At 51.4% G+C, this 23,683-nt stretch carries 18 protein-coding genes; 8 read left to right on the forward strand and 10 right to left on the reverse strand.

The window, feature by feature from the left end:
• Positions 1-128 precede the first annotated feature (128 nt).
• Both rho and trxA read right to left on the reverse strand, forming a co-directional pair.
• Positions 129-1,388, reverse strand: a complete 1,260-nt coding sequence (rho, locus tag AC4GL5_RS07000) for a transcription termination factor Rho (RefSeq protein ID WP_086479758.1) — start codon at positions 1,386-1,388, stop codon at positions 129-131.
• Between the two features lie 225 nt (positions 1,389-1,613).
• Positions 1,614-1,940, reverse strand: a complete 327-nt coding sequence (gene trxA / locus AC4GL5_RS07005) for a thioredoxin TrxA (protein ID WP_490382082.1) — start codon at positions 1,938-1,940, stop codon at positions 1,614-1,616.
• 444 nt (positions 1,941-2,384) lie between these two features.
• Between trxA and ppx the strand changes: the two genes are divergently transcribed.
• On the forward strand, positions 2,385-3,935 hold the full coding sequence (ppx, locus tag AC4GL5_RS07010; protein ID WP_490382083.1) for an exopolyphosphatase: 1,551 nt from the start codon (positions 2,385-2,387) through the stop codon (positions 3,933-3,935).
• A 163-nt stretch (positions 3,936-4,098) separates the two neighbouring features.
• Positions 4,099-6,897: an aconitate hydratase AcnA gene (gene acnA / locus AC4GL5_RS07015; RefSeq protein ID WP_490382084.1), complete on the forward strand. Its 2,799-nt coding sequence runs from the start codon at positions 4,099-4,101 to the stop codon at positions 6,895-6,897.
• A gap of 129 nt (positions 6,898-7,026) precedes the next feature.
• Here the strand turns inward: acnA and pssA are convergent, their stop codons facing one another.
• Both pssA and ilvC read right to left on the reverse strand, forming a co-directional pair.
• On the reverse strand, positions 7,027-7,857 hold the full coding sequence (gene pssA, locus AC4GL5_RS07020) for a CDP-diacylglycerol--serine O-phosphatidyltransferase (RefSeq protein ID WP_490382085.1): 831 nt from the start codon (positions 7,855-7,857) through the stop codon (positions 7,027-7,029).
• Between the two features lie 231 nt (positions 7,858-8,088).
• The gene (gene ilvC / locus AC4GL5_RS07025) at positions 8,089-9,105 is read right to left on the reverse strand and encodes a ketol-acid reductoisomerase (protein WP_490382086.1); all 1,017 of its coding nucleotides are present in this window, start codon (positions 9,103-9,105) and stop codon (positions 8,089-8,091) included.
• Positions 9,106-9,453: 348 nt separating this feature from the next.
• On the opposite strand from ilvC, the gene ilvY reads away from it, so the two are divergent.
• The 3 genes from ilvY to AC4GL5_RS07040 all read left to right on the forward strand — a co-directional run bounded on the left by ilvY (position 9,454) and on the right by AC4GL5_RS07040 (position 12,970).
• The gene (ilvY, locus tag AC4GL5_RS07030; protein ID WP_490382087.1) at positions 9,454-10,332 is read left to right on the forward strand and encodes an HTH-type transcriptional activator IlvY; all 879 of its coding nucleotides are present in this window, start codon (positions 9,454-9,456) and stop codon (positions 10,330-10,332) included.
• 322 nt (positions 10,333-10,654) lie between these two features.
• Positions 10,655-11,686 (forward strand): hypothetical protein, encoded by a 1,032-nt coding sequence (locus tag AC4GL5_RS07035; protein WP_490382088.1) that lies wholly within the window; start codon positions 10,655-10,657, stop codon positions 11,684-11,686.
• A gap of 234 nt (positions 11,687-11,920) precedes the next feature.
• Positions 11,921-12,970, forward strand: a complete 1,050-nt coding sequence (locus tag AC4GL5_RS07040) for a 2Fe-2S iron-sulfur cluster-binding protein (RefSeq protein ID WP_490382089.1) — start codon at positions 11,921-11,923, stop codon at positions 12,968-12,970.
• A gap of 109 nt (positions 12,971-13,079) precedes the next feature.
• Here AC4GL5_RS07040 and ilvN read toward each other — a convergent pair whose 3' ends face one another.
• The 4 genes from ilvN to clpB all read right to left on the reverse strand — a co-directional run bounded on the left by ilvN (position 13,080) and on the right by clpB (position 19,549).
• Positions 13,080-13,571 carry an acetolactate synthase small subunit gene (ilvN, locus tag AC4GL5_RS07045; protein WP_086479766.1) on the reverse strand — a complete coding sequence of 164 codons (492 nt, stop codon included), beginning with the start codon at positions 13,569-13,571 and terminating at the stop codon, positions 13,080-13,082.
• Positions 13,572-13,573: 2 nt separating this feature from the next.
• Entirely contained in the window at positions 13,574-15,295 is a 1,722-nt protein-coding gene (locus tag AC4GL5_RS07050; RefSeq protein WP_490382090.1) for an acetolactate synthase 3 large subunit, read from the reverse strand.
• Between the two features lie 815 nt (positions 15,296-16,110).
• Positions 16,111-16,749: a hypothetical protein gene (locus tag AC4GL5_RS07055; RefSeq protein ID WP_490382091.1), complete on the reverse strand. Its 639-nt coding sequence runs from the start codon at positions 16,747-16,749 to the stop codon at positions 16,111-16,113.
• 226 nt (positions 16,750-16,975) lie between these two features.
• Positions 16,976-19,549, reverse strand: a complete 2,574-nt coding sequence (clpB, locus tag AC4GL5_RS07060) for an ATP-dependent chaperone ClpB (protein WP_490382092.1) — start codon at positions 19,547-19,549, stop codon at positions 16,976-16,978.
• Between the two features lie 244 nt (positions 19,550-19,793).
• Here clpB and AC4GL5_RS07065 point away from each other — a divergent pair, with 244 nt between their 5' ends.
• Positions 19,794-20,336, forward strand: a complete 543-nt coding sequence (locus AC4GL5_RS07065) for a hypothetical protein (protein ID WP_490382093.1) — start codon at positions 19,794-19,796, stop codon at positions 20,334-20,336.
• Positions 20,337-20,396: 60 nt separating this feature from the next.
• Here AC4GL5_RS07065 and pgeF read toward each other — a convergent pair whose 3' ends face one another.
• Both pgeF and rluD read right to left on the reverse strand, forming a co-directional pair.
• On the reverse strand, positions 20,397-21,140 hold the full coding sequence (gene pgeF / locus AC4GL5_RS07070) for a peptidoglycan editing factor PgeF (protein ID WP_490382094.1): 744 nt from the start codon (positions 21,138-21,140) through the stop codon (positions 20,397-20,399).
• Positions 21,140-22,093, reverse strand: coding sequence for a 23S rRNA pseudouridine(1911/1915/1917) synthase RluD (gene rluD / locus AC4GL5_RS07075; RefSeq protein ID WP_490382095.1), 954 nt, complete (start codon positions 22,091-22,093; stop codon positions 21,140-21,142). The genes pgeF and rluD overlap by 1 nt, the downstream gene beginning before the upstream one ends.
• Before the next feature lie 186 nt (positions 22,094-22,279).
• Here rluD and AC4GL5_RS07080 point away from each other — a divergent pair, with 186 nt between their 5' ends.
• Positions 22,280-23,197 (forward strand): outer membrane protein assembly factor BamD, encoded by a 918-nt coding sequence (locus tag AC4GL5_RS07080; RefSeq protein WP_490382096.1) that lies wholly within the window; start codon positions 22,280-22,282, stop codon positions 23,195-23,197.
• A gap of 111 nt (positions 23,198-23,308) precedes the next feature.
• Positions 23,309-23,572 (forward strand): PP0621 family protein, encoded by a 264-nt coding sequence (locus tag AC4GL5_RS07085; RefSeq protein ID WP_490382097.1) that lies wholly within the window; start codon positions 23,309-23,311, stop codon positions 23,570-23,572.
• Positions 23,573-23,683 lie beyond the last annotated feature (111 nt).

Raw genomic sequence — 23,683 nt, forward strand, 5'->3', positions numbered from 1 at the left:
AGTGTTAGCGGTGTTCAGATTTTAACTGTCGGATAAACCGGCCAATGACCTTTCGCCAGATGCGAAAAAGGGCAAGCCTTGGCTTACCCTTTTGTCAGGCTTAAAGCATGTTCAGTCGGTATCCCGACTTACTTACGCTTCATCGCTTCAAAGAATTCATCATTGGTCTTGGTATCTTTAAGACGCTCAATCATAAACTCTATAGCACCTGTGTCTTCCATCGGATTCAGCAGCTTACGCAGAATCCATACCCGTTGCAGCTCGTCTTCAGACGCCAGCAGGTCTTCACGACGGGTGCCGGAGCGACGAATATTGATCGCAGGGTAAACACGTTTCTCTGCGATCTTACGATCCAGATGCAGTTCCATGTTACCGGTACCTTTAAACTCTTCGAAGATCACTTCGTCCATTTTGGAACCTGTGTCGACCAGAGCGGTTGCGATAATGGTCAGACTGCCACCGTGTTCAATGTTACGGGCCGCACCAAAGAAACGCTTCGGTTTTTCCAGTGCGTGAGCATCAACACCACCGGTCAGTACTTTACCGGAGGATGGAATCACAGTGTTGTAAGCACGGGCCAGACGGGTAATCGAATCCAGCAGGATCACCACATCCTTCTTGTGTTCTACGAGACGCTTGGCGCGTTCGATCACCATCTCGGCAACCTGAACGTGACGGGCTGGCGGCTCATCAAAGGTAGAGGCCACAACTTCACCACGGACAGAACGGGTCATCTCGGTCACTTCTTCCGGACGCTCGTCGATCAGCAGTACGATCATATGGCATTCAGGATTGTTACGGGTGATAGAAGAGGCGATGTTCTGCAACATCAGGGTCTTACCGGCTTTTGGTGGCGATACGATCAGGCCACGCTGACCTTTACCAACCGGGGCCACCAGATCAATAACACGCGCGGTCAGATCTTCTGTTGAGCCATTACCAATTTCCATAACCAGACGCTCATCAGGAAACAGTGGCGTCAGGTTTTCAAACAGGATTTTGTGCTTGGAGTTTTCCGGCTTATCAAAGTTAATCTCGTTAACTTTAAGCAGTGCGAAGTAACGTTCACCATCTTTCGGTGGACGGATCTTACCGGCAATGTGGTCACCCTTACGCATATTAAAGCGTCGGATCTGACTCGGTGATACATAGATATCATCCGGCCCAGCCAGGTAAGAACTATCCGCTGAACGCAGAAAACCAAAACCGTCCTGAAGAATCTCCAGAACACCATCACCGTAGATATCTTCACCGCTTTTAGCGTGTCGTTTCAGGATGGCAAAAATAATATCTTGCTTGCGTGAGCGAGCAACGTTGTCAATACCCATTTCCTGGGCAAGGTCGATCAATTCTGGGACAGATTTTTGCTTTAATTCGGTAAGATTCATGGGTCGTTAGGAGCTTTGGTTTAAGGGGCTAGGGTTCACGAAAATTCTGGCGAATGGATTCGTTCAGACTGGGGCTGACCAGCGGGTTACTGCCAGTAGCATTAAAAGGAGAAGGTATGCGGATCGCACACAACGGAAAGAAACATACCACCAATATGGCAGAGATACCAGTGTTTACCGGTATATATTGCGCAGACGTGTGCGCCTGCGCAATATAACAATCACTTACAGGTTGCCATCAAGAAAAGCAGCCAGTTGTGATTTGGACAAAGCGCCTACTTTTGTTGCTTCAACGTTACCGTTTTTGAACAACATCAGGGTAGGGATACCACGAATACCAAACTTAGGCGGTACTTCGGTATTTTCATCAATGTTCAGTTTGCAAACTTTCACTTTGCCTGCATATTCCTGAGCAATCTCTTCCAGTACAGGAGCGATCATTTTGCATGGACCACACCACTCTGCCCAGTAATCAACCAGCACTGGCAGATCGGCTTTCAGGACATCTTCGTCAAAAGACGCATCGCTAACATTTACAATATTTTCGCTCATTTAAATGCCTCCGGGGCAAAATTGTCAGCTCCTCCGGCTCATAGCCGCTGCAGGTCGCCTTGGCGGTTTACAACGGGAGTCAGATGAAAGCTCTCAAGATGATCAGAATGCAGCAGTCAGCTCTTTCTCAGAAGATCAAACCATTCCGCTACACCTAAATGAATACCGCTATCATAGCACCGGAATGCCTGACGGTAAAAGTTGGAATTAAGCATAAGCTAATAAATAACAGCGCTTACTAATACAGGAAATCTCACCGCGCCTCTTCTGAGTTATCCGCTCCGGCAAGTCTGACCACAAAGCCTTAAGGTGAACTTAACCCATCACCTTTTTCCACTTAAAAGACCTTATGAAAACAAGGTGATGTCATCGATTCGTCATGTGACACTTTTATGATCGTGCCATAATAAGGGAACTTTTCAGCGGGACAGTAAGGCCACAAGTATGAGCGATACGGATAAGCCAACAACAGAAACGATCACAGATGATCAAGCCAATACCGCCGGCAGCTACGATAATGACCTGCTGGCGGCCATCGATCTTGGCTCTAACAGTTTCCACCTTATGGTGGCCCGCTCGGTTCAGGGTGAAATACGTACACTGGAACGGCTGGGTGAAAAAGTACAGCTGGCGGCAGGTTTCGATCCTGAGGGCAACCTGACCGAAGAAGCCCAGCAAAGAGCGCTGGATTGCCTGAGTCGCTTTGCCCCCTTTCTGACCGGGATCAACCCGGACAATATCCGCATTGTTGGTACCAATGCGCTACGTGCGGCCCGAAACACCCGTAGCTTTCTGAATCGTGCGGAAAAAGTTCTTGGTCATCCCCTTGAGATTATCAGCGGTCGTGAAGAGGCCCGTCTGATCTACGTTGGGGCCGCGCACTCACTGGCAACCCCTCAGGGGCGTCGCTTGGTCGCGGATATCGGTGGCGGCAGTACCGAGTTTATTATCGGTGAAGGCTTTGAACCTAAAGCACTGGAAAGCCTGCACATGGGCTGTGTTGCCTACAGCAAACGCTTTTTCCCAGACGGCCAGATCACCACCAAACGCTACCAGCAGGCAGTGCTTGCCGCCAAAAACGAATTGCTGAATATCGTAAAGCCCTACAAAAAACTTGGCTGGCAACAGAGCGTCGGTACGTCCGGTACCATCAAAGCAACGGCTTCTGTGCTGCAACAAAACGGCTGGACTGATGGCCCCATAACCCGCGAAGGCCTGAGCAAACTAAGCAAAGCTTTGCTTAAATTTAAGGATCTTGAAAGCGTTCAGCTGGATGGACTGCGTTCTGACCGGGCAAAAGTTTTCCCTGCTGGCGTGGCTATTTTGCAGGCGATCTTCGAGCTACTCGATATTGAAGAGATGACCTTTACCGATGGTGCACTCCGTGAGGGCGTTCTGTTCGATCTCCAGGGACGTTTCACAGATCAGGATATCCGCGAACAAACGATATCCTCCCTGATGGAGCGCTATCATGCGGACACTTCTCAGGCATCAGTCGTCAGCGAAACCGCGCTACACCTGTTTGATCAGGTCAAAAGCAGCTGGAAACTCAAGCACGATGAACTTCGCCAGATTCTGCGCTGGGCTGCTCATCTGCATGAAATAGGCCTCGCTATCGCCCATAGCCAGTTCCATAAACACGGTGCCTATCTGCTGCAGCACTCAGACCTACCGGGGTTTTCGCACCAGCATCAGGCCATGCTGGCCGTTTTGGTACGCAGCCACCGCCGTAAATTCCCCATGGCTGAATTCAGAACACAGCCCGAAACGCTGGAGCAACCACTGATCTGCCTAGCGATTCTGCTACGCCTGGCGGTTCATCTGAACCACAGCCGTCCTGACGAGGCTAACCTGAGCGCAAAAATCAAAGTCGATGGCAAACAGGTCAAACTCAGTTTCCCGGAAGGCTGGTTTGAAGATAACCCGCTGACGCTGGCAGACCTTGAAACTGAGCAGGTCTACCTCGATTCTTATGGGTATAAGCTGAGTTTCTGAGAAAAAACCTGAAAAGGCGATCTGCCGTATAACTGCTCATACAGTTGTCGTTCAGCAGGTCTGCCTTGATAGTAATCTTTAACCCCCCACTAAAAGACCAGACCAACCATTCAATAAGAGGTTTTAATCAAGCGACACGCAGCTCACACAAAAGGAGAGGTACATGTCCAGTCAATCTGAGAGTAAAGACAGTCTAAACACCTTGTCGAGTCTTCAGGCAGGTGACAAAACTTATCACTATTACAGCCTTATCAAAGCTGAAGCGGAACTGGGAGATCTCAGCCGCTTACCCTTCAGTCTTAAAGTTCTTCTGGAAAACCTGCTGCGTCACGAAGACGATCTGACCGTCGACAGATCCCATCTCAAAGCCATAGCCGACTGGCTGAAAAACCGCCGCTCTGATACCGAAATTCAATTCCGCCCCGCCAGAGTACTCATGCAGGATTTCACCGGCGTACCCGGCGTGGTTGATCTGGCCGCGATGCGTCATGCGGTTCAGCAGGCAGGTAAAGACCCGGCACGAATCAACCCCCTGTCCCCGGTAGACCTGGTCATCGACCATTCCGTTATGGTGGACCATTTTGGTAACGCGGACGCCTTTAAAGAGAATGTCGCCATTGAAATGACGCGCAACAAAGAGCGCTATGAATTTCTGCGCTGGGGGCAACAGGCATTTGAGAATTTCCGAGTCGTACCACCGGGCACCGGTATCTGTCATCAGGTGAACCTGGAGTATCTGGGTAAAACGGTCTGGCACAAAACAGAAGCCGATGGCAAAACCTTTGCCTATCCCGACACGCTGGTGGGTACCGATTCCCACACCACCATGATCAACGGTCTGGGTATTCTCGGCTGGGGCGTGGGCGGCATTGAGGCAGAAGCCGCCATGCTGGGCCAACCGGTATCGATGCTGATTCCGGAAGTGATCGGCTTTAAGATCACAGGGCAGCTGCGGGAAGGCATCACCGCCACAGATCTGGTGCTCACAGTGACCGAGATGCTACGTAAAAAAGGCGTGGTCGGTAAGTTTGTCGAATTTTACGGTGAAGGCCTGCAAAGTATGCCCGTAGCAGACCGGGCGACACTGGCTAATATGGCACCGGAATACGGTGCCACCTGCGGCTTCTTCCCGGTGGATGAACAGACCCTGAACTATATGACACTGACCGGGCGCGAGCCGGAACAGATCGCACTGGTTGAAGCTTACGCCAAGGCTCAGGGACTCTGGCATGACCCATCGGCTCATCCCGAGCCTCTCTACACCGATACTCTTGAGCTGGACATGGGGCAGGTCGAATCCAGCCTCGCGGGGCCTAAACGCCCTCAGGATCGCGTAGCCTTAAAAGATATACCTGCCAGTTTTGAGCTGCTGATGGCTACGGGTGAAGGAGCCCCTGAAGCGGGCTCCCAGACAACCACAGACCTGCAAAACCGCAAACTGGACTCAGAAGGCGGACAGACCGCTGTTGGCGCCCAACACAGCCACTTTGAGCACGCTGCCAGCCAAACACTGGAGCTCAATGGCGTTAAAAGCCGCCTCAATCCGGGAGCGGTGGTTATTGCGGCGATCACCTCCTGCACCAACACGTCTAACCCCAGTGTGATGATGGCCGCAGGGCTACTCGCCCGCAATGCTGTCGCGAAAGGCCTAACAACCCAACCCTGGGTTAAAACCTCCCTTGCACCGGGTTCTAAAGTTGTCACCGAGTATCTGCAGGCAGCTGGCCTTGAAGAAGACCTGAACCACCTTGGTTTCAATCTGGTGGGCTACGGCTGCACCACCTGTATCGGTAACTCCGGCCCACTGCCGGATGCCGTAGAACAGGCGATTACTGACGGTGACCTCACCGTTGCCTCAGTGTTGTCCGGCAACCGTAATTTTGAAGGCCGGGTGCATCCTCTGGTGAAAACCAACTGGCTGGCATCTCCCCCTTTAGTTGTGGCTTACGCTCTGGCGGGCAACGTCCGGATTGATCTGCAGAAAGATCCTCTGGGCCATACACCGGATGGCCAACCGGTCTATCTGAAAGATCTCTGGCCAAGTCAGCAGGAGATCGCAGATGCTGTGGAGCAGGTCAAAACCGCCATGTTCCGGCAACAGTATGGCGCAGTATTTGAAGGAGATGCGATCTGGCAGAACATTCAGTTCCCGAAAAGCAAAGTTTATGACTGGTCTGACGACTCTAGTTATATTCAGCATCCGCCTTTCTTCGAGGGGATACAGCCTCAGCCTGAAGCTGTTGAGCCGATTGAAGACGCTCATATTCTGGCATTGCTTGGGGACTCCGTGACCACCGACCATATCTCCCCAGCAGGAGCATTTAAGCCGGAAACGCCAGCAGGGCAATACCTGCAGTCGCTGGGGGTAAAACCGGAGGACTTCAACTCTTACGGCTCTCGTCGGGGGAATCATGAAGTGATGATGCGCGGCACCTTTGCCAATGTGCGTATCCGCAATGAGATGCTCGACGGGGTTGAAGGGGGCTATACCCGTTTTGTACCCACCGGTGAGCAGATGGCTATTTTTGATGCCGCTGAAAAATACCGGGAGAAAAACACCCCTCTGGTGATCGTGGCGGGTAAGGAATACGGCACAGGTTCAAGCCGCGACTGGGCTGCCAAAGGCACCCGCTTGTTAGGTGTGCGGGCAGTGATTGCGGAATCCTACGAGCGGATTCACCGCTCCAATCTGATCGGCATGGGAGTGATGCCACTTCAGTTCCCTGAAGGAACGGATCGCAAGACCCTGTCATTAACCGGCAACGAAACTCTCAGTATTCAGGGACTTACCGATGAGATTCACCCGGGCCAGCGCCTGACCCTAACCATTCGCTATAAAGATGGCCGAACTGCTGAGTGTGAACTGCTGTCCCGAATCGATACCGTCAATGAAGCCCTCTACTTCCGCCACGGTGGGATTCTGCACTATGTGGTGCGTCAGATGTTGAATGATGATGCCTGATAAACATCAGGCCTAAAAAAATGCCCTGATCTGAATGAATTGCATCAGAACCAGGGCATCTTATAAGGCCGGTTCGCGTAACGCTGACCGGCCTTTTTTCAATAAGCCAGAAGGCTTTTCAGCTCGCTGTCAGGCTTTGTTTTTGCCTTTAAGCACCGCTCGTAACGGGCCGGAAGCCCCATAACCGACAAAGATCAGCAGCAGAACCGTTGCCGGATCATAGGCGATCACAACAAAGACCAGCGCGATAATAAACATCGTCAGAAACGGCACCCGCCCTTTCAGATCAATCTCTTTAAAGCTGTTATAGCGCACATTACTCACCATAAGCACGCCAACAGCTGCCACGATAAAGGCTAAGGCGTATTTATAGCTGGGATCGATCAGATTCATATCATTAAAGGTCCAGACAATGCCAGCAATAACGGCCGCCGCTGATGGACTGGGTAAACCGATAAACCAGCGTTTATCCGTTGATCCGATCTGAGTGTTAAAACGAGCCAGACGTAATGCTGCCCCAGCCACATAGATAAAAGCGGCAAACCAACCGATCTTACCGATATCTCCCAGCATCCAGCTAAAAGCAACCAGCGCCGGAGCCACGCCAAAGGAGACCATATCGGCCAGACTGTCGTATTCCGCACCAAACTCACTTTGAGTATTGGTCATACGGGCAACACGACCATCCAGGCCATCCAGAATCATAGAGACAAAAATAGCGATGGCAGCATTATCAAATACACCGTTCATCGCGGACACAATGGCATAAAAACCGGAGAAAAGGGCGCCTGTGGTAAACAGATTAGGTAGCAGGTAGATACCTTTACGGCGTACTTTTTTGCCTTCCTCTACAGTCTCTTCTTCGACCTCATCCTCGCCCATCGACAACATGCGGGTCTCTTCCACAAAATCGTCATCGTGAGCCGCATTAGGCTGAGGCTTTTTCTCTTGATCAGTCATTGAAAAACCTATCACTTAAGATTGAAGCAGACATTCTACACCCTCTGCCCCGCCTGTCTCTATCGCTGTCGGGTGTTAAATAGTTACCCGATGCGGACGAAACCTCTCTTTTGCGGGAAAAACTGCCCTGAGACAACGTCTTGTTATGGGACGCAGGCATCGCAATGACTTTTTCACAGGCACAAAAAAAGGCCAGCATAAGCCGGCCCTCTTTCAGATCAGAAAAGAAACTTAGTTCTTTTCTTTATCAACGATCTTGCTTGCAGCGATCCAAGGCATCATGGCACGCAGCTTAGCACCAGTCTCTTCGATTGGGTGCGCAGCATTGTTACGACGACGCGCTGTCATGGATGGGTAGTTAGTCTGACCTTCCGCGATGAACATCTTCGCGTACTCACCATCCTGAATGCGTTTCAGCGCGTTGCGCATCGCTTCACGGGACTGCTCGTTGATCACCTCTGGGCCAGTTACGTATTCACCGTACTCAGCGTTGTTAGAGATAGAGTAGTTCATGTTGGCGATACCGCCTTCGTACATCAGGTCTACGATCAGTTTCAGCTCGTGCAGACACTCGAAGTACGCCATTTCAGGAGCGTAGCCCGCTTCAGTCAGGGTTTCGAAGCCCATCTTAACCAGCTCAACCGCACCACCACACAGTACAGCCTGCTCACCGAACAGATCGGTTTCAGTCTCATCTTTGAACGTAGTTTCGATGATACCGGAACGACCGCCACCAACGCCCATTGCGTAAGACAGAGCAACTTCTTTCGCTTTACCGGAAGCATCACGGTAGATAGCGATCAGATCAGGGATACCGCCGCCTTTAACAAACTCAGAACGTACCGTGTGGCCCGGTGCTTTAGGAGCAACCATGATCACGTCCAGATCAGCGCGTGGCTCAACCTGGTTGTAGTGGATAGAGAAACCGTGAGCAAATGCCAGAGTTGCGCCTTTCTGGATGTTTGGCTCAATCTCTTCTTTATACAGCTGGCCCTGGAACTCATCAGGAGTCAGGATCATGACTACGTCAGCAGAAGCAACGGCATCAGCAACGTCAGCTACTTTCAGACCGTGAGCTTCAGCTTTAGCACGTGAAGAAGAACCCGCACGCAGACCAACCGTTACGTCTACACCGGAATCTTTCAGGTTGCACGCGTGAGCGTGGCCCTGAGAACCGTAACCGATGATGGAAACTTTCTTGCCCTGGATGATGGACAGATCACAATCTTTATCGTAGTAAACTTGCATGTTGGCACGTCCTATTTTGATGTCTCAGAGCTGATGCTCTGAGCAGCAACTCTTGGTTATTCGTTTCTTTTTTCTGTTGCCGAAAGGTCGGGTAAACCCTCCGGACTTACGTTTGTTAGCTAGGGTCGGCAGTAAAGTTCTGTCAGCTCTTGCGCTGTTCTTTATCGAAGGCGTTAACCTCTTTGGGTTGTTTTTTCGCCTTGCCTGTTCCTGTTGAGGCAAAGATAAACCAGCGCAAGCATTGCGTAAAATGATATATATGCAACAATATATCCCGATTTTTGCAACAACCATTATTCAACCCGGCTTATCCGCTATTGTTTTACACCGCGCCCGAGGAGGTTCCTGTTGGACACCCGCCTGCTGAAACATTTTCTGGTTTTATCGGAAACCCTGCACTTTGGCCGCGCCAGCGAAGCCTGTCATATCAGCTCATCGGCACTGAGCCGCAGTATTAAGCAATTGGAAGACTCTCTCGGCGTTAGTCTGTTTGAGCGGGATAACCGCACAGTTCGCCTGACCCACGAAGGGGTGAAATTTCAGAGCTACGCCCGGGAAGCCCTCAGCCAGTGGGATATGATCCGCAACGCCCTGCTGGAAGATGCGCAGGAGCTGCAAGGGGAGCTGAGCATGTATTGCTCGGTCACCGCCAGCTACAGCTTCCTGCACGATATTCTGCGCCGATTCCGTAGCAGCTATCCGAAAATCGAGATCAAACTGCATACCGGCGCGCCGGAACCTGCTGTTCAGCGGGTACTGAATGGTGACGAGGATATCGCCATCGCTGCCCGGCCCGACAATCTGCCCAGCTCTCTGGCATTCAAGTCCACCGGACTTTCGCCTCTGCTCTTTATCGCGCCGACCGATGACCTTGTGATAGCGCCTCAGTTTGAAGGTGAGATTGAAGATGTGAACTGGTCACAGGTGCCCATGATTCTTTCCGAGAAGGGATTGGCCCGAAACCGGGTGGATCGCTGGTTCAGCAACAAGGCGCTGAAACCCAATATTTATGCACAGATTGCCGGTAACGAGGCCATTGTCAGCATGGTGAGCCTGGGTTTCGGTGTCGGCGTGGTGCCCAAGATCGTGCTGGAAAACAGCCCCCTGGCGAATACCGTTCAGGTACTGCCGGTGACGCCAACTTTGCCCGCTTTTGATGTCGGTGTCTGCGTGCTGAAAAAGAAACTGAAAAACCCTCTGATCGAAGCGTTCTGGGCACAACTCTAGCCTCCGCTACAGGATCAAAACGTCCTCAAACCGCTATAGATTCTTGATACAGGTCAAAAGCTATAGCGGTTTTTTTATATCGATTTTTCACCTCTGGCGCTTACGCCAAACGTCGTAAAAATACCAAAAAAACGAATGAATTCATTTCTCTGCAATTTCAGTTTTCCCTGAAATCACCCCTACAAAAGCGATACACAACAAAAAATGCACTATTGTTTTTTGTATCTCTTTTTACGATATTTCTTTCACCGCTGCTTCAGTGATGATCCAAAACATCTGAAAGCTAACTCAACAACTACAAAAAATTAGCAGGTGATTAGCAATGCACAGCAAAGACAAAATTGCGCATACCATGGAATTTCCACCAGAAACGCCACAACCGAATGTTTACCCACTGCGCTGGGAGACCAAATCATCCAAAGTAGAAGAGATCTGGGATGCGTCTCTGCGTGAGGCCTGGAACCCGAAAGATCTGCCCTGGGATACCTTCGACCCTTCCAGCTACTCCTGGGAAGAGCGTGAAGCGATGGCTTACTGGTGGACGCTGCTGTCTGTGTTCGATGCGTCTGCACCGCCGGTTTTCGCTGAAGCCTTTATCAAAACCTACGAAGATCACGAAGAAGATGCGATCCGTCGTTGCTTCTTCTCAGTAACCCGCGACGAGCAGAACCACGAGCAGATGTGTGGTCTGGTGATCACCAAACTGCTGGAATCCCCAAGCCCGCTGGAATATGAGCCGAAGACTGAACTGGGTCGTCGTCTGCAGAAAAACGCCCGCTGGTTGTACTACAACGGTGGCCGTTACTGGAATGGCTACAAGCAGGCCGTGCCTAAGTACAGCCTTGCGGTACTGTTCAGTTCCTTCCTGATGGGTGAAATCGCTGCGGCAACCATCTTCAAGCAGATGTCTGAAAGCTGTGAAGAGCTGGTATTTACCGAAGCATTCAAAAACATCGGTCGTGACGAAGGCCGTCACATGGCGATCTGCCTGTCCCTGATGGAGCGCGACTACCCGAACCTGTCGAAAGAAGACAAGTCGGTGATCACCAAGCAGATCCGTGCCGGTTATCTCTTCCTGTCGGCGGTACTGTTCGAGCCACCCGCAGAGTTCTGGGACCTGCCGGAAGACTTCATCGCCACCCAGCGTGAAGCAGAAGCCCTGTGCCGTGAAGCAGGCTTTGGCATCCCGACTTACGAAGCCAAACTGGAAAACTGGCGTAACGCCATGCTGAACCTGAAAGCGGTTCTGGATAAGTACGACACACCATTCCCGGCGATTCCTGAAGTGGATATCACCGGTGAAGAAGTGACTCAGGCTGATCTGGACGCCGCGGATATTATTCCGATCTTCTAAGTTCAGTCGCTGTTGCTCACTCAGCTGCTCTGCAAACTCTCCCTGGGGTTTGCCGGGTGGCTGTTTTTCGTCTGCTCCGCCTTCACTCAGCTCCATTCCTGTGTCGCACCCTGTCACGCAGAGCAGACCTTTTTCTGCAGGATGTCACTGTGACCTCCATTTTGCAGCGTTATTAAACCGGGTTGCCGCCAACCCGCAGAATAAGGGTCAGCCATCAGGCCCGGAGGTTTAATTATGTCAGCGATTCGTTTATCTCCATCCGGCAAACTTGTAGAGGGCAAGCCGGGTGAAACCGTTCTGGAAACTCTGGAAAACGCCGGTTACGCCCTGCCGAACAACTGCCGCGCCGGTGCCTGCGGTGAGTGTAAAGTTAAGGTTTTAGACGGCGAGTTTGATCAGGGTATGGTGCTGGATATGGCACTGTCTCAGGAAGAGCGCGCCCAAGGCTACGGCCTAATGTGTATGTGTAAGCCTTTAGGGGATGTCCTGGAGATCGACTGGGGCACCGATGACGCCAAGCCAAAACTGTTCCCGCCCCGTGAAAATGTGCGCTGCGTGGTTGTTGACCGTATTGAACGCACACCACGCATCGCCGAGATTCGCCTGCGCCCTGTCGGGGAAGCGATCCGCTTCTGGCCCGGTCAGTATGTGTCGCTTTCCGACACCCAGAAAACCATCTCGCCGCGCTCCTACTCCATCGCCAACGCACCGCGTCCGGATGGTGAGATCGTGCTGCAGATTACCCGCGTTCCCGATGGCGCAACCAGCAACTGGGTACATGACAACGCCTCACCCGGCAGCATGATCAATCTGTCCGGCCCTTACGGCACCTTTATTGGCGATCCGGGCACCGACAGCCCGGTGCTCTGTCTTGCAGCAGGAACCGGTCTTGCACCGATTATGGGACTGACCGATGCCGCTCTGCGCCGCGGTTTTAAACAGCCGGTGCACCTGCTGTTCTCCGCCCGTACCGAAGCGGATGTTTACTGCAAGGGCATGATGGAGCTATGGAATGTGCGCCACCGCCGGTTTAAGTTTATTCCGACCCTGACTCAGGAAGAGAAGGAAGGCTTTCAGCAGGGGCGTATCCCGGAGCTCTTGCCTAAGCTGTATCCGGATCTGTCCAAGCACGCAATTTATATTGCCGGTAGCCCGGAATTTGTTGATGACTGCATCAAAGCCGCCAAAGCATTGGGGGCGCAGGACGAGATGATCCACACCGAGGGCTTCTTCGATCAGTCAGCACCTGTTGTACCGGCTGCCGATCAGCTGGTCAGCGCGTAAAGTCCTGCCTTATTGACCGGTAAAACCTGAAGATCACAATCCGATCTTCAGGCATAAAAAAACCGCTGCTTCTTTGCAGATGCAGCGGTTTTGATGTGCAACCCTAAGGCTACAGACTAAGCACTTTCTCACCGCGGGAGATACCGGAAACACCGGTACGCACCACTTCAAGAACCGTATTCAGTCCCAGAGCCTGGATAAAGGCATCCAGCTTGTCACCTTCACCCGTCATCTGAATGGTATAGGTTGTGCTGGTCATATCCACGATCTGGCCACGGAAAACATCCGTCGTACGCTTCACTTCTGCACGCTGAGCACCGACCGCCTTCACTTTAATCAGCATCAGCTCACGCTCGATATGCTGACCTTCGGTCAGGTCAACCAGCTTCACCACGTCCAGCAGTTTGTTCAGCTGCTTAGTGATCTGCTCAATCACCTGATCGGAGCCGACAGTGGTCAGCGTCAGACGGGACAACGTCGGATCTTCCGTCGGTGCCACGTTCAGTGATTCGATGTTGAAGTTACGCTGAGAGAACAGGCCCACAACACGGGACAGCGCACCAGCCTCGTTTTCCATCAGGATGGAGATAATGTGTCTCATGATCAGGTACGCTCCGTCTTACTCAGCAACATATCACGCATCGATCCCTGCGGGATCTGCATTGGGTAAACGTGCTCTTTCGGATCGACCATTACGTTTACAAACACCAGCTCATCCTTCATCGCAAAGGCTTTCTCAAGCGTCGGCTCAAGATCTTCAATGCGATTAACAGTCATAGCCACATGGCCATAAGCTTCGATCAGCTTCTCGAAGTCCGGCAGAGACTCCATGTATGAGTGAGAGTGACGCTCTTTATAGTTCAGATCCTGCCACTGACGTACCATACCCAGGGACTGGTTGTTCAGGTTGATGATCTTCACCGGAATGTTGTACTGCTTACAGGTCGACAGCTCCTGCAGCATCATCTGGAAACTACCTTCACCTGTGATCAGTGCCACATCGTTATCCGGGTAGTTCAGTTTGATACCCATAGCCGCCGGGAAACCAAAGCCCATGGTGCCCAGACCACCGGAGGTGATCCAACGGTTTGGCTTGTCGAACTTATAGTACTGAGCGGCAAACATCTGGTGCTGACCGACGTCGGTGACCACGTAAGCATCACCCTTGGTCACACGCCACAGTGCCTCAACAGCCTGCTGAGGTTTGATCGGACGATCTTCCTCAACCTGATACAACTCAGGGCGGCTTGCACGCCACTCATTGATCTGCTTCCACCAATCCGCCAGAGCGTCAGCATCCAGAGTTGCTTTCGCCTGGGTCAAAAGATCCAGCATCTCATTCAGAACCGAATCCACCGGGCCAACAATCGGCACATCAGCGCGTACGGTTTTAGAGATAGAGGTCGGGTCGATATCCACATGGATAATCTTCGCCGTAGGGCAGAACTTGCTCACGTTGTTCGTGGCGCGGTCATCAAAACGGGCACCGATACACACGATCAGATCCGAATTGTGCATCGTCATGTTCGCTTCATAGCTACCATGCATACCCAGCCAGCCAACGCTTTGCTCGTCTGTCTGCGGGAAAGAACCAATTCCCATCAGGGAAGTGGTCACCGGGAAGCCCAATTTTTTAGCCAGCGCAGTGAACTTGTCAGAAGATTTGCCCAGAATGACACCACCACCTGCGTACATAATCGGACGCTTGGCTTTCAGCATCATCTCAACCGCTTTTTTGATCTGACCGGTGTGGCCACGGGTCACAGGGTTGTACGAGCGAATCTTAACTTTTTTCGGATATTCGTATTCAAAACGATCGGTCGGAGCCGTCATATCCTTAGGGATATCCACAACCACTGGACCCGGACGACCGGTTGAAGCGATATAGAAAGCTTTCTTGATGATCTCAGGAATTTCCGAAGCGTGTTTCACACTAAAGCTGTGCTTAACCACAGGGCGTGAAACACCAATCATATCGGTTTCCTGGAAGGCGTCTTCGCCAATCAGATGACTCATTACCTGACCACAGATTACAACCATAGGAATCGAATCCATATACGCGGTTGCAATACCCGTTACTGTGTTGGTCGCGCCGGGACCCGAGGTAACAAGAACCACACCTGGCTTACCCGCTGCACGAGCGTAGCCGTCAGCCATATGAGCAGCGCCCTGCTCATGACGGACCAGAATGTGTTTAACCTTATCTTGGCGGAATATGGCATCGTAGATATGAAGTGCCGATCCGCCGGGATAACCGTAGATATACTCAACGCCCTCATCCTGAAGAGAACGAACGAGCATGTCGGCGCCAGAAAGTAATTCCACCGTAGTGAACCCCCAAATTTGAGTTCCCCGTCATCGTTGGACAGTCGGGAACATCGAGCTAAAAGAATGCTTTCCAATTAGGTGCGGACTATGTGACTGATAGATTAAGGGCAGCCACGCGCGCGCTCCTGATCATGCAGGCTCATGACTAGGCTGCCTTACCTGGCACATAGAACCGGATAGGTTCTGCACTCTTCTTCGCACGGGTAAATGCGGATCGGGGCGTCAGCCAGGCCTGGCGGATAAACCTGGGCCTGCTATTCCTTCGGTGGGTAAATAAAGCCTGTTTACCCTTACACGTAGACGGTCGGGGTTCGCCCTGTATCTACGCCCGGAAAATAAGGACAATTAGGTTCTAACAGCAGGTTAAAGATGTCAATAGAACAATGGGGCGAGTTAGGGGGTTGAGGCTGCTTTTTGGTGCAATGCAAAATAAAAAGCAGCTTTTTTAGTAAAATCATTCCACTAGCCGCACTGCACCCGCACATTTTGTGCGGGATTTTCAGAGGATTGTTCCCGCGAGTTCAACCTTCAGATAGGTGCAAAGCGACCCTTCTTAGAAGGCTTTATTGAGGGTATTTATCGGTGGCACTTTGGAGCTGATAACGGGCTGTGGACAGGTCAAAACCTGCGCTAATTAAGAACACATCCCCCCTTTCCACACTTTTACGCGCGTAAAAGTGTGAAATTCCGCATTTTTATGCGCATAAAAATGTAAGAGCTACACCTTTCTGCACGTAACGAGGCAGACGCATATCGTCATACCGCTTTACTATGCGCAGTTTCTGCCGGAGCGGTGGGGGTAATCTCGATTCCTACTGGCCAAAAGACCATGTAAGAACCAAAGTTATTACAGCCCCAGCTGAAGCTGAAAAAAGATTTAAAAGAAGGTCGTCTCTTTTTCGCCGAATAAAACCACCATCTTTGCGGTTTCTTTTCGTATGAATAATCGAATATCTTTTAAAAGATGAGTGGAAAGACCACCAAAGCCAAAGAACTGAAAAGAAGAGCATTGATACAAGAAGAATCACGACGCTTGTTTTAGTTTCATCTTTCAATGTAGATAACATTGAAAGCAAAGACCCTAGCAATAGCGGTGGTATTATTGAGCTTTCAGTTAACAATGAAAGCTTCCTACGCTTTGAATGCACGTAAGATTTTACTTCCTCAAGAATTCCGATCTGCTGGTGTGAATCCCCATCAGTGTATAACCAGACTTCACTAGGCTTAAAATGAACTACAACGTATGGCTCACGACCTACAATGCGCAGCTCGTTAATAACTTCATTGTTAAGGGCTTCTAGCTCTGAGATGCTATCCAGCGCGTACCCTGAAGCTTCAATTTCTAACCTCTCACAGCCTCGTTCAAAAATTTCCACCAATCCCGAAACATCATCATTGAACAGGCATACTGGCCTTAATTTCTTAGAAAGAGACTTTTCTAATCTTTTCATCAAGTATATCCCTATGGGGCTTATATCTCAGAATAATGCGCACATTTTACTGACTTGAAGTTTCAGCCAAACTTAAAGAAAACTTCGACTTGAAAGACGAAATCAATCTTCTTATCCAACCGCTTCCATGCAAAGTGCGCTCACCACTTTAAAATTAAAAATCCCCGCTGTTCACTTCTGCAAACAGCGGGGATATTCAGGCTTTAATATTTAGCCAACAGGCTGATCAAACAAACACCAGTTCGCCATCCTGCACTTCCACTTTGATGGTGTGACCCGGTGCGAATTTGCCGGAGAGGATCTCCTGCGCCAGCGGGTTTTCCACCCAGCGTTGCAGGGCACGTTTCAGCGGGCGGGCACCGTAAACCGGATCGAAGCCGACTTCTACCAGCTGTTCCAGCGCATCTTCCGACAGTTCGATGGTCAGCTCACGCTCATCCAGTCGTTGCTGCAGGCGCTGCAGCTGAATCCGCGCGATGCCTTTAACCGCTTCACGGGCGAGGCTGTGGAACACGACCACTTCATCGATACGGTTGATCAGTTCCGGACGGAAGTGATTACCCACAACCTCCATCACCTTGTCCTTCATCTCATCGTACTGCTCGTCCTTACCACCGTAGGCCTGAATCACATCAGAACCCAGGTTAGAGGTCATCACGATCACGGTGTTGCGGAAGTCCACGGTACGGCCCTGACCATCGGTCAGGCGGCCATCTTCCAGCACCTGCAACAGAATGTTGAACACATCCGGATGGGCTTTTTCCACCTCATCCAGCAGGACAACAGAGTACGGCTTGCGACGCACAGTTTCCGTCAGGTAACCGCCCTCTTCATAACCAACATAACCCGGAGGTGCACCAATCAGACGCGCTACGGAGTGCTTCTCCATAAACTCGGACATATCGATGCGCACCATCGCCTCTTCGGTATCGAACAGGAACTTAGCCAGCGACTTACACAGCTCGGTTTTACCGACACCGGTAGGGCCTAAGAAGAGGAAAGAACCGTTCGGACGGTTCGGATCAGCCAGACCCGCACGGGAGCGACGCACCGCATTGGAAACCGCTTCCACGGCTTCTTCCTGTCCGATCACACGCTCATGCAGCGCCTCTTCCATCTTGAGCAGCTTGTCCCGCTCAGATTCCAGCATCTTGCTGACCGGAATACCGGTCCACTTGGACACGACTTCGGCGATCTCCTCTTCGGTGACACGGTTACGTAGCAATTTATGCTCCACCTCTTCAGCCTGAGACGCCATCTCCATGCTGCGTTCCAGATCCGGGATAATGCCGTACTGAATCTCGGACATCTTGCCCAGATCACCGGAGCGCCGGGCCGCTTCCAGATCCAGACGGGCCTGTTCCAGCTCGCTTTTCAGCTGCTGAGTGCCCTGCACCGCAGATTTCTCACTGCGCCAGATCTCATCCAGATCCGCATATTCACGTTCCAGATCCTGAATAACACCTTCCAGATGGGCCAGTCGTTTACGAGCGGCATCGTCGTTCTCTTTTTTCAGGGCTTCACGTTCAATCTTCAGCTGGATCAGACGGCGATCCATACGATCCATCTCTTCCGGCTTGGAATCCATCTCCATACGGATACGGGAACCCGCTTCATCGATCAGGTCGATCGCTTTATCCGGCAGCTGACGGTCGGTGATATAACGCTGAGACAGCTTGGAGGCGGCAATCAGCGCGCCATCGGTAATATCCACACCGTGGTGCAGCTCGTAACGCTCTTTCAGACCGCGCAGAATCGCGATGGTGTCTTCTTCAGACGGCTCATCCACCTGTACCTTCTGGAAGCGGCGCTCCAGCGCAGCATCTTTTTCGATGTACTGACGGTATTCATCCAGCGTGGTGGCACCAACACAGTGCAGCTCACCACGGGCCAGCGCAGGCTTAAGCATATTGCCCGCATCCATCGCGCCTTCACCTTTACCCGCGCCCACCATAGTGTGCAGCTCGTCGATAAAGAGGATGATCTGACCTTCCTGTTTCGCCAGCTCGTTCAGGACTGCTTTCAGACGCTCTTCAAACTCACCGCGATACTTGGCACCGGCGATCAGGGAGCCCATATCCAGCGACAGCACCTTTTTGTTCTTCAGACCTTCCGGTACTTCGCCGTTAATGATGCGCTGGGCCAGACCTTCTACGATGGCGGTTTTACCGACACCGGGTTCACCGATCAGCACCGGGTTATTTTTGGTACGACGCTGCAGCACCTGAATGGTACGGCGGATCTCATCATCACGGCCGATCACCGGATCAAGCTTGCCATCCAGCGCACGCTGGGTCAGATCAACGGTGAAACGATCCAGAGACTGACGCAGTTCTTCGCTATTCGGGTCGTCCACGCTTTCGCCTCCACGTACCTGATCAATCGCTTTAGACAGGGATTCTTTGGTCAGGCCACAGCCACGTACCAGCTTGCCGGTATCGCCTTTGTCCTGAGCCGCTGCCAGTAGTACCAGCTCGCTGGAGATATAGCTGTCTTTGCGCTGCTGGGCTTCTTTATCCGCCAGGTTCAGCATGCCGCCCAGTTCAGGGGACATCATGATCTGGCCGTCACTGTTATTGATCACCGGCAGGGATTCAAACTGCTCGCGCAACTCATTGCGCAGCTTATTAAAGTCACCACCGGCCTGAGTGATCATCGGACGGATCGCACCATCACGCTGCTCCAGCATCGCCAGAATCAGGTGAACAGGTTGCAGTAAGTTATGGTCATGGCCTACAGCCATAGATTGCGCATCAGCAAGGGCCTGCTGAAGTTTTCCGGTTAGACGGTCAACACGCATTTCGATATTCCTCGGTAGACCTGTGTAACCCCGTGATGTGTCGTCGGGCTTTTCAGCCGAAGTGTAGTCGGGGTTTCCGACAGGTGGGTTTTTGCTTATACCGGAAAGATAGGGACGAAATGCGGTAGTTCAAGGCTGACGGTGGTTTTAAGGCGGTAAAGGGCTTGATATGGGTCAGTAAGAGTTCAAAATATGACCCTCAAAATACTGGTCATTCAAGTCAATCGCATTTAAAGGAGTTAGTTTGGATATTTTCTGGAATTCTTACTGGCCCAGCCTCGCAGCTGCTATGACCACATCAATTATAGTCGCTGCGTTTACGGCTTTTATTATAAAGAAGATTATTCGCCCAAACTTATCCATTGAAGCGGTATATGGGCACCATTCTCCATCCGATGATAAAAAAACAATCTCTTTCTATCTTAAAAATAAAGGGGCGCTTTCCCTTGAAAGCCATGGGGCTCATTGCTTTCTATACATTGATATGTCCTGCTTCATTCCTGCAGAAGGGGAGCTCGTATCTACCAAGAGCGGTGCGTTTATTAAAGTTGAGGCATTCAATGACAAACCATGCCATCAAGGGGCGCGAATTCTTATCACTCAATCAACGTTACTTATGAATAAGCCATTTCCATACGACTGGGTTGATCAGTGCCGGATTTACTATTCAGTTTTCACGTCTCGAGGGCCACTGAAGCCCAATTTCTTCAACGAAGAAGGACAAGAAACATTACTGGATATGGATGATAATGTCCTTGGGTATAGAACTGTGAAGACCACCCAATAGAAGCTCCGATAAAAAATATTGAGCTATTTGTAGAGAGTCGAAATTAATATCAATAACGGGCTACTCCGCCAGCCAGATAATACTTGCCATGCGGCCGGTCTGGCCGTCACGTCGGTAGGAGTAGAAGCGCTTACGCTCGGCGTAGGTGCAGAAAGCACCGCCGTAGACCTGATCCACGCCGCGCTCAGCCAGTCGCAGTCGCGCCAGCTGATACAGGTCGGCCATATAATGATTCAGACGGAAGGGGCTGGGCTCAAAACAGTCAAAACACTGCGGCATCTCTTCTACAAAGCGCTGGCGAACTTCATCACCCACTTCAAAATGTTTACTGCTGATAGCAGGGCCTAACCAGACCAGTGTTTTGTCCGGTTCGATACCCAGCTTATCCAGCGTTGCTTCCAACACACCATCAGCCAAACCCCGCCAACCCGCATGGGCGACGCCAACTCTGTCGCCCTCTTCGGAGCAGAAAAACACCGGCAGACAGTCTGCCGTCATAACAACGCAGGCGTAATCGGAATTAAAAGCAACGGAGGCATCCGCCTCGATATTTGGCGTAAAGCTATCCGCCACGATGGTGCTGTGGGTCTGATTCAGCCACAACAGAGGATGCTTTTCACCGACAAAGCTCTGAAGATCATGACGGGCCATAGCAACAGTGGTCGGGTTATCGCCAACGTGCTCTGCCATGTTGAAATTGTCAAAGGGAGGCTTGCTGCCGCCCCTTTCACGAGAGGTGACTAAGGCCTTTACATTTTTCGGGGCAGGCCAGTGAGGGGCCATAAAGGCAAAGGCGTTACGCATTAGTTTTCCAGATCTGTTTCCAACGCTTCCAGCAGATTTAGGAAATCCTCGGGAAGATCCACTTCCCAATCCATCAGGTCTCCTGTTGCAGGGTGCCAAAGCTCAAGACGCTTGGCATGCAGCGCCTGTCGGTTGAAATGGCGCAATGCCTGTTTCAGGCCTTCGCTGCTGCCAGCTGGCAGACGCATACGGCCGCCATAAACCGGATCGCCCACCAGCGGGTAGCTGATATGCGCCATATGCACACGGATCTGGTGCGTACGGCCGGTTTCAAGTTTGCAACGGATATGGGTATGACCGCGAAAGCGCTGCAAAACACGATAATGGGTTACTGCAGGTTTGCCGGAGCTGGTCACGGTCATACGCTTACGGTCTTTCTCATGTCGGCCAATCGGTGCATCGACCTTGCCGCCACCGGTCATCACGCCCACGGATACCGCTTCGTATTCGCGTCCCATGGAGCGATCCTGCAGCTGTTCCACTAAGGCATTCTGTGCCATCAGATTTTTTGCGACAACCATCAGGCCCGTGGTGTCTTTATCCAGACGATGCACAATACCGGCACGGGGCAGGTGCGCCATATCCGGTGCATGATGCAGCAGGGCGTTCAGCAGCGTACCGCTCTGGTGACCCGCTGCGGGGTGTACTACAAGCCCCGCTGGCTTGTTGATCACCAGGATATCATCATCTTCGTAGACGATATTCAGTGCAATATCCTGCGCGACCCACTCTTCGTTATTCTCTTCAGTGGCTTCGACTTTCAGTTCTTCGCCACCGGTCAGTTTCTCTTTCGGTTTACGCTGGACACCATTAACGGTCAGCTCGCCGGATTTGATCCAGTTTTGCAGGCGGGAGCGCGAATAATCGGGAAAGAGTTCTGCGGCAATCTGATCCAGGCGGGAACCGCTCAGTTCAAAAGGGACAGTTGCTTGCAGCGAAATTGATTCAGCCATGGATGAAAATAGGTCCGGGTAAGAGATAATGTCGGGGCTTTATTGCCTGAATGCGCGAAACCCTAGCGGGTTCTGAGTGTCAGAAAAGCCTCAGAACCGACCGATTCCAAACACGTATTTGTCAACGGCCTGTGCTATAGTCATTCGCCGTTCATTCTACCATTGAAAACAGCTCTTTTGGTGATTATGCGTAAGCCAGTTTCTTTTCTTCATTATAAACGCTGTAGCCGCAACGCTCACTCGGGCAATGCCATCAGCTCCGGCATTTTTTCCCGCCAGTCTCTGCTGGCTGTTTTCGCAGGTCTGACGCTGCTACTGACCGGCTGTGCCGGTGACCAGTCTGCAGCAGATCTGGCTAAAGCTGAACGTCAGCTTTATCTGGAAGCCAGAGATGCACTGGAAGGCAGTAACTTTATTCGTAGCCTTGAGCTGCTGGAAACACTGGAAACCAAATACCCGCTGGGACGTTTCTCCGAACAGGCGGTGCTGGAGCAGATTTATGCTCAGTACCGCAGTCAGGATTACGAAACAGCCCGTGCGACCGCTGATCGTTTTATCCGTTTGCACCCTCGTCACGCTCAGGTGGATTACGCCTATTACATGAAGGGGTTGTCCTCTTACATGGCAGGCCGTTACATGCTGGAAGGACTGGAGCTGATTGATATCTCTGAACGGGATCTGGGTGCGACCCGTGATGCCTTCTCTGATTTTGATACCTTCCTGCGCCGCTTCCCGGACAGTCGTTATGCTGCTGATGCGCGCCAGCGAATGCTTTATATCCGTAACGTGCTCGCGCGTCGTGAGATTTTTATCGCCCAGTTTTATATCCGCAAAGGCGGTTATGTCGCAGCGATCAAACGCAGTCAGTTTGCTCTGGAAAACTACCCAAAGGCCGGTGTTTCCGGTGATGCTTTAGCGGCTTTGTCCGAAGCTTATCTGCATCTGGGTATGGAAGATGAGGCCCGCGAGGCCCTTAAGCTGCTTAAGTCTCAGTATCCGAAACATAAGCAGCTGACCGCTGCGGGCAAGTTGGAACTGATAAAGCCCCTTGGTGAAGGCACCAAAGCACCCTGGAAAGCTCTGGTCCCCGATCTCTTTGGCTGATAAAGCGCTAAAAAAAAGACAATGAATTTTTCGCAGGCTCTGAAATCCAATGAATGAGCACGAATGGATTTTTTTGACAGGCCGCTCCAAAGCCAATGTTAGGGTGAGATCATGTTTATTTTTCGTTTAATTATCTTTGCTGCCATCGTATGGGCGGGGATTCGTCTGCTAAAGATCTACAACCAGAAAAAACTGGAAGCTCAGCATAAGGATGACACTGTTCGGAAAACACCATCAGACTCTGAACAGATGGTTCAGTGCCGCTACTGCAATCTGCATCTCCCTCAAAACGATGCCATTAAGCACGAAAATCTCTGGTTCTGCTGTCATGAGCACAGAGATCATTTTCTGGAGCATGGGCCGGAGCGAAAATAAGCTCTGCAGAGCTCAGGAAGATTGTGCAGGATCACGATAAAAAAGGGTGTGGATAACCGAAAAAATCAGTTATCCACACCCTTTTTTGTCGCCTTGTACACCGCAGCAGTA

It is taken from the genome of Oceanospirillum sp., assembly GCF_982874595.1.

Coding starts and splice junctions, on each gene's coding strand:
- rho (WP_086479758.1), bottom strand. CDS start 1,388: ATGAATCTTACCGAATTAAAGCAAAAATCTGTCCCAGAATTGATCGAC.
- trxA (WP_490382082.1), bottom strand. CDS start 1,940: ATGAGCGAAAATATTGTAAATGTTAGCGATGCGTCTTTTGACGAAGAT.
- ppx (WP_490382083.1), top strand. CDS start 2,385: ATGAGCGATACGGATAAGCCAACAACAGAAACGATCACAGATGATCAA.
- acnA (WP_490382084.1), top strand. CDS start 4,099: ATGTCCAGTCAATCTGAGAGTAAAGACAGTCTAAACACCTTGTCGAGT.
- pssA (WP_490382085.1), bottom strand. CDS start 7,857: ATGACTGATCAAGAGAAAAAGCCTCAGCCTAATGCGGCTCACGATGAC.
- ilvC (WP_490382086.1), bottom strand. CDS start 9,105: ATGCAAGTTTACTACGATAAAGATTGTGATCTGTCCATCATCCAGGGC.
- AC4GL5_RS07035 (WP_490382088.1), top strand. CDS start 10,655: ATGCACAGCAAAGACAAAATTGCGCATACCATGGAATTTCCACCAGAA.
- AC4GL5_RS07040 (WP_490382089.1), top strand. CDS start 11,921: ATGTCAGCGATTCGTTTATCTCCATCCGGCAAACTTGTAGAGGGCAAG.
- ilvN (WP_086479766.1), bottom strand. CDS start 13,571: ATGAGACACATTATCTCCATCCTGATGGAAAACGAGGCTGGTGCGCTG.
- AC4GL5_RS07055 (WP_490382091.1), bottom strand. CDS start 16,749: ATGAAAAGATTAGAAAAGTCTCTTTCTAAGAAATTAAGGCCAGTATGC.
- clpB (WP_490382092.1), bottom strand. CDS start 19,549: ATGCGTGTTGACCGTCTAACCGGAAAACTTCAGCAGGCCCTTGCTGAT.
- pgeF (WP_490382094.1), bottom strand. CDS start 21,140: ATGCGTAACGCCTTTGCCTTTATGGCCCCTCACTGGCCTGCCCCGAAA.
- rluD (WP_490382095.1), bottom strand. CDS start 22,093: ATGGCTGAATCAATTTCGCTGCAAGCAACTGTCCCTTTTGAACTGAGC.
- AC4GL5_RS07080 (WP_490382096.1), top strand. CDS start 22,280: ATGCGTAAGCCAGTTTCTTTTCTTCATTATAAACGCTGTAGCCGCAAC.
- AC4GL5_RS07085 (WP_490382097.1), top strand. CDS start 23,309: ATGTTTATTTTTCGTTTAATTATCTTTGCTGCCATCGTATGGGCGGGG.